This is a genomic window from Photobacterium sp. 1_MG-2023 (assembly GCF_030547945.1).
Lineage (GTDB): Bacteria > Pseudomonadota > Gammaproteobacteria > Enterobacterales > Vibrionaceae > Photobacterium.
Map to the genome: position 1 here is coordinate 1 of NZ_JAUORR010000057.1, position 6348 is coordinate 6348.

7 protein-coding genes are annotated in these 6348 nt (G+C 35.1%); all 7 read left to right on the forward strand.

Annotation, left to right across the window (positions count from 1 at the left end):
• A partial coding sequence (locus Q4579_RS22580; RefSeq protein ID WP_303567180.1) for a hypothetical protein occupies positions 1-1106 on the forward strand: 1106 nt, incomplete at its 5' end.
• Positions 1096-1650, forward strand: a complete 555-nt coding sequence (locus Q4579_RS22585; RefSeq protein ID WP_303567182.1) for a lysozyme inhibitor LprI family protein — start codon at positions 1096-1098, stop codon at positions 1648-1650. The genes Q4579_RS22580 and Q4579_RS22585, both read left to right, overlap by 11 nt.
• A 272-nt stretch (positions 1651-1922) precedes the next feature.
• A complete protein-coding gene (locus Q4579_RS22590) occupies positions 1923-3275 on the forward strand; it encodes a M23 family metallopeptidase (RefSeq protein ID WP_303567184.1) in 1353 nt (450 codons plus the stop codon).
• On the forward strand, positions 3272-3760 hold the full coding sequence (locus Q4579_RS22595) for a hypothetical protein (protein ID WP_303567185.1): 489 nt from the start codon (positions 3272-3274) through the stop codon (positions 3758-3760). Before Q4579_RS22590 ends, Q4579_RS22595 begins: the two co-directional genes overlap by 4 nt.
• Before the next feature lie 136 nt (positions 3761-3896).
• The gene (locus tag Q4579_RS22600; protein WP_303567186.1) at positions 3897-4742 is read left to right on the forward strand and encodes a M23 family metallopeptidase; all 846 of its coding nucleotides are present in this window, start codon (positions 3897-3899) and stop codon (positions 4740-4742) included.
• A 4-nt stretch (positions 4743-4746) separates the two neighbouring features.
• Entirely contained in the window at positions 4747-5235 is a 489-nt protein-coding gene (locus Q4579_RS22605; RefSeq protein WP_303567188.1) for a hypothetical protein, read from the forward strand.
• 708 nt (positions 5236-5943) lie between these two features.
• Positions 5944-6231, forward strand: coding sequence for a hypothetical protein (locus Q4579_RS22610; protein ID WP_303567190.1), 288 nt, complete (start codon positions 5944-5946; stop codon positions 6229-6231).
• The last annotated feature ends 117 nt before the right edge of the window (positions 6232-6348 follow it).

The following is a 6348-nucleotide window of genomic DNA, read 5'->3' on the forward strand; positions in this document are numbered from 1 at the left end:
GTACCGGCGTCATGGAACCAGCAAACGCCTTCTTCAACGACATTCGCCGCGCAATCGACACAGATAACGACGGCCAGCTTTCAGAGAATGAACTGATCGCATTTTATCAGTCCGCCACCAACAAACTGGAAAAAGTGATCGCCAAGCATCCGAGCGAGTGGCACTTTGAAGAACAAGTGGACAATGCCTGGTTTAATCAGGTGCTGGAAAAAGGCCGTGTTCTGCTGGAACAGCATGCCAGCAAGTATTTTCAGTCTGAAGCCATCTTCCAGGAATCTGCGTATCGCGAAAAAATCATGTCGCTGTACGATGATTTTATTGACCATGAAAAAGCACGTATTGAACAAACAGCGTGGATGCAACAGTTAGATACGGAGAAGTTGGAGATTCAGCCCCAAGTGTGGCATTTTTGGCCGCTGGGAATCTATATGGGGAGTATTTGTCCAATAAAGCCGACTTGTGATATTGAAAATTACTATGAAATAGATACAAATAAAGGAACCTTTACTTTATCTAATCGTCTTTTTGAATATATTTTAAATATTGAATCCTATGCATCTAAGCCCTATTTTGCCGGAGGTTTAAGTGGTATTACTATTGGTTATGGTTATGATTTGGGTTACCAGAATGAATCAACAGTAAGACGTGAGTTGAATGGATTATATAGCAATGATGATATTGATAGTTTGGTTGCTGTAATTGGTAAAACAAGTGTAGATGCTGTTAGATCGCTATCAAACGTTTCGAATATTGAAATAAGTAAAGATAATGCAAAGACATTAGCCGTAAGAATGAAACTAAGGTATTCAGATAGAGTCGTTAGGATATATCCTGAAGCAATAAATCTTCATCCAGACTGCCAAGGTGCTTTGCTCTCATTGGTTATTAATAGAGGTTCAAGTCTATCTGGAGAACGTCGTAGTGAAATGAAAAACATTCAAACACATTTAAAAAATAAAAGATATGATTTAATTGCTGGTGAGATTAGAAGCATGAAGCGGTTGTGGCGTGCAAATCAGAGTGGACTTTTAAAACGTAGAGAATATGAAGCAAAGGTTTTTGATGATTATTACAAATGCAAATGTTGGGTGAAAAATGAAAATTAAAATTATTTTATTATTAACTTTATTATTTCAACCGCAGGCGATGGCAAAAGTTCATGTCTGGTCTGAAGATATAAAAGAAACATCAATTGGTTTAGAGAAAGACTACATTAAAAGTGATAAAAGACTTAACCTCATCTACAATGAGGCTAAGAGTGTAATGAGCAAGGATAATTTTAGTAAGTTGCGTAACGTTCAAAAATCTTGGGTAAATTATAAAGAAGATGCATGTAATTATAGGAGGTTTTTTGGAGAAGATGTATATGAATATGAGTTAGACTATTCAGCTAAGTTATCAATAAATTTATGTAAACTAATAATTACAGAGTCGAGAATAGTTGAACTTGAATATTTATTGTCCAAAAACCTTGAAGTGGCGTACTATATTTTTTGGGCATCTGGTCGAAACATTGTAAATCCGAACAGTAGTGATTTTTGGAACGATTATTCAAGATTGAGTTGTGATTTCAGCTCTTCATATGTAGATGAAAATAGAGATGACTGCATAAGAAGGCATCTCTATTACTATTATGAGTTGAATTTGTAATCTGCTTAGTGAATTCAGAAATAAAATGTCAAGAGGCTAGTGTGTTTTTGCATCGATAGAGTTTTATTTTCGATGATAATGATACCATCAAGGTTGTGGTAATCACTGCACTAAAAATAAATATATTTTTAGTGCAGACTTTCAAAGTTAGTGTCCACTTCCCCTATGCTAAGACAGCATGAGTGGCAAATCATCTTTGATGATGATGATATTATCAATGTTATCAATGATAACATTACAAGATTTATGAATTTTGAACATTCATATAATGTATGCCGGACATCCCGTTAAAAATTGAGGCCGGGGAACACTTGGGCTATCTGGGTAAATATGAATTTCTGAAGAATGCGCAGGGCAATATTGATCAGGAATATCGTGTTCATCTTGAGGTCTTCTCTAACGATCGCCCGCCAGAATACTTCCTGAAAGCGCTTGCAGCCGGTCAGGAAGAACATGGTTTTCAGGTGATCGACGGCAGCGGCAGTAATGGCGTGATGGAACCGGAAAATGTGTTTTTCAATGACATTTACCGCGCGATTGACACCGACACCGACGGCCAGCTTTCAGAGAATGAACTGATCGCATTTTATCAGTCCGCCACGAACAAACTGGAAAAAGTGATCGCCAAGCACCCAAGTGAGTGGCACTTTGAAGAACAAGTGGACAATGCCTGGTTTAATCAGGTGCTGGAAAAAGGGCGTGATCTGCTGGAACAGCACGCCAGCAAGTATTTTCAATCTGAAGCCATCTTCCAGGAATCTGCGTATCGCGAAAAAATCATGTCGCTGTACGATGATTTTATTGACCATGAAAAAGCACGTATTGAACAAACAGCGTGGATGCAACAGTTAGATACGGAGAAGTTGGAGATTCAGCCCCAAGTGTGGCATTTTTGGCCACTATCGATTTCAAATATTTACGATGGTGAACGTCACTGGCATGAGCCGATCTTAAATCCAATGAGTACAAACTATAGTCAGTATGGTAATAAAAAAGAATACTGGGGACTATTTGGTGAAAATATTAGAAAAGGAAATAAATCGAGCGCTCACAGGGCATTGGACATTTTTGCAGAGGTTGGAACAGATGTTTATGCTTGTGTGGATGCTGAAATCCAACATACAAGACATTCAGATACAAATGGTAACTTGATTGTTTTAAAGGTTAGTGATGAAAAACTCGTTCAAAGAATCTGGGATGAACGGCTAAATTACAAAGTTCATTCTTTAAAAGATCGTACTGAAGACACGATAGGTTCTGCATTTGATCTGAAAAAAGGTTTAAAATTTGCTTATATGCATTTAAAGTCAATTGAAGCGAACCCTGAAACGGGTAAACCACTCCAAGCCGGAGATAAGGTGAAAATGGGACAAATAATAGCGAAATCTGGGGTGTCAGGAACAGGTGTAGTAGGAACACGGGCACCACATTTGCATTTTGAAGTCTCTACTAAGCATATGTATGGAGATTCGAGCACAAAAATCAATCCAGGATATTTTGTTAATTTTAAATATAAAGATCAACAAAATAATGAAGAAATTAAATTACAGTCAGATACTAGTCAAAAATTTCATGTTGGACATCATGGAGATGGCGCTTTTTCATGGACAGGGTTCGCAGGATGAAAATTAATAAAGTATTCACGTTATCTCTTATTATTTTATCAATAAACTGTAAAGCAAAAGAAGTAATTAATGATTATCAATACCAATTGGTTTGTAATGATTTACACCAAGGTAAAATGATTCATGGTGATTTTGATGCTTATCCGGAATATGAAATGGATGATGGTTATAGTGGAGTAGTTGATGTTTCCATAAAAGATGGCTCGATCTTAATTATTCAGGATGATAAATTTATTGTATCTAGAAAAATAGTGACCGAATACGTGGAGTTTGACAATTCTGGCGAAATACTTGTTAAAGTTCGTGATGGATATTATTACACATTTCTATTGAATAAAGATCCTGCTTTGGTTAACGTTGTTAATATTGAAAATAAGGGTGATGAAGATGCATTTTTTGAGTGCTATAATATTGATTATATGGAAAAATTTCATAAATTAGAAGATTATATTATCTATATAAAAAATAATATTAAAATCAATTGATTTAAAAGCATGAAAATATTCTGCATGAATTCATTAATCACATGTTATAAAAGGGCGTGATCTGCTGGAACAGCACGCCAGCAAGTATTTTCAGTCTGAAGCCATCTTCCAGGAATCTGCGTATCGCGAAAAAATCATGTCGCTGTACGATGATTTTATTGACCATGAAAAAGCACGTATTGAACAAACAGCGTGGATGCAACAGTTAGATACGGAGAAGTTGGAGATTCAGCCCCAAGTGTGGCATTTTTGGCCGCTATCGATTTCAAATATTTACGATGGTGAACGTCACTGGCATGAGCCGATCTTAAATCCAATGAGTACAAACTATTATCAAAGTGGAGGGAAATGTATTTATTGGGGATTATTTGGGGACGACATAAGAAAAGAAACCGTAGGTGCTCATCGTGGTCTTGATATTTTTGCTGAAGTTGGAACTAATGTTTATGCTTGTGTGGATGCTGAGATTCAGCATACCAGACACTCTAATAGTAACGGAAATCTAATTGTTTTAAGGGTAACGGATAAGAAACTCGTGCAGAGAATATGGAATGAACGTTTGGATTATAAAGTTCATGAATTGTCGGATCGAAGCGAAGGAACTATAGGAAAGGATGTTAATATTGACAAAGGACTACGTTTTGCTTATATGCATTTAAAATCGATTGAAAATAATCCGGAAACAGGAATTCCATTGAAATTTGGTGATAAAGTGACTAAAGGCCAGATTATAGCGAAATCAGGTGTTTCAGGAACTAAATCAGATGGTACATGTGCGCCACATTTACATTTTGAGGTTTCTACACGCCATCAATATTTTAATTCTCATACTAAAATTAATCCCGGATTTTTTGTAGATTTTAAATATTATGACGAACAATCTGATAGTGAAAGGAAATGGCAGCGAGAAGTAAGTAAGACTAGATATATTGGACATATTGGCGATAAAAAATTCCCTGAGAAAGGTGTTTGGATTGGGTAGTAGAATGAATAAAATTTTTTATATTGTATCATTGTTTTTTTCAATAAATGTCTCTGCGGAAGTTAATTCTGATTCATTTAATTATGAAGTAACTTGTGATGATTTACAGAGGGGGAGAATGATCTACGATAGTAAAATTGGGTCTTATCCAGAATACGAAATGGATGATGGATATAGTGGTGTTATTGATTTCAAGTTGATCAATGATGAAATAACAATTTTGCATCAAGGCTTTCTTATATCATTAATAGATATAAAATCCGATTCGGTTGAAGTAAATGGTGAACAAATTACTGTTTTTTCTTCATCATCTAAGTATTTCAATTTTGCGTTCATGAATAAGTTATCAAATATAGAATATGTAAACCTTGAAAATGAAGGGGATGAAGAGAAAATATTTACGTGCAAAAACTCCAATACAATTGATGAAACAGAAAAAATGATAAAATATATAAAGAAAATAAAGTCTAATCATATGAAAGTAGTGAAGTGAATTTTTTGATATTATGTAAGAGAGATAAAATCAGCAAGACTGTTTTAATAAGTTAAATGATAACTTTCAAAATTTCCAGCAGTAAAGATACCGCTGGAAATTTTTATAATTACAAGCTCTCTTAATTTAAAATATCACGCAAAAATCAATCCAGGATATTTTGTTAAATACAAATTGTTGATGAGAATTGGTTATTAATATGAAATTAAAAATGGACATCAGTAAATCAAGGCATGTTGGTCATTAGTCAACTTGAATGATATGACCAGATGTAATAAATGGCGAGCGAATTAGGTGAACAAAAAGAATAAAGTTATTTCCATTTATATTGTTAATAATCCGGAGGTTTTGCTAGAAACTAAAGTTGGTTTTCTCTCTGCACTAGAATTTTGGGAATTAAAAAATAAATAGTGTAGTTGATGGAACTATTGAATCAACGGATAGAGTTACAGATATAGTCAATAAACGTACACCAAATAGATCTGAACGAAGACAGCATTTTTTAGATGCCTATAAAGTATTAACAGGAAGATTGGATATAAGTGATGAATAAGTTTGTTATTATATTTTTCGCTATTTTTGCAAGTAAACCATCATTTGCAAATGAGAGCCAGAAATGTGTGGATTCAATCGTGAGATTGATGAAAAAAGATGCATTTCATTCAAATGATGGGGAGCATCACAAAGATGAGTTAAAAGCGTACTCCTGTGAAAAAAACAACAGATAGTGCCTATACAATAGCCTCATATTTACAGCTCAGTGAGAAAGATAAGAAATATGATTTATATCATTGGCGGGTTTTGTTAATTAAAGATGAGCAGCGTATTGAATCTTCGTATTCAGGATTCATAGAGGAAGAGACTGAGATTGCAGTCGGTGATGATCCAATTTTATTAGACACTCATGACTATTATCTTGATGATAACGTCAAAGCATTTGGCGTGATACTGAATGTTGGGTATGCAGCCCCCCAGGGCAGGATCGCACTTTGTTAATTGACTGAACTTTTACGAGTCTGCGCGATCTGATCATATTAGTTTAGTATTATATCGACCTGTCATGACCCTATTTGATCACTTAGCCCTCGTGGAAGAAAATCGTTCTCATATTAA

Excerpts from the sequence above, each read along its gene's own strand:
- Q4579_RS22585 (WP_303567182.1), top strand. The coding sequence starts at position 1,096 with ATGAAAATTAAAATTATTTTATTATTAACTTTATTATTTCAACCGCAG.
- Q4579_RS22590 (WP_303567184.1), top strand. The coding sequence starts at position 1,923 with ATGCCGGACATCCCGTTAAAAATTGAGGCCGGGGAACACTTGGGCTAT.
- Q4579_RS22595 (WP_303567185.1), top strand. The coding sequence starts at position 3,272 with ATGAAAATTAATAAAGTATTCACGTTATCTCTTATTATTTTATCAATA.
- Q4579_RS22600 (WP_303567186.1), top strand. The coding sequence starts at position 3,897 with ATGTCGCTGTACGATGATTTTATTGACCATGAAAAAGCACGTATTGAA.
- Q4579_RS22605 (WP_303567188.1), top strand. The coding sequence starts at position 4,747 with ATGAATAAAATTTTTTATATTGTATCATTGTTTTTTTCAATAAATGTC.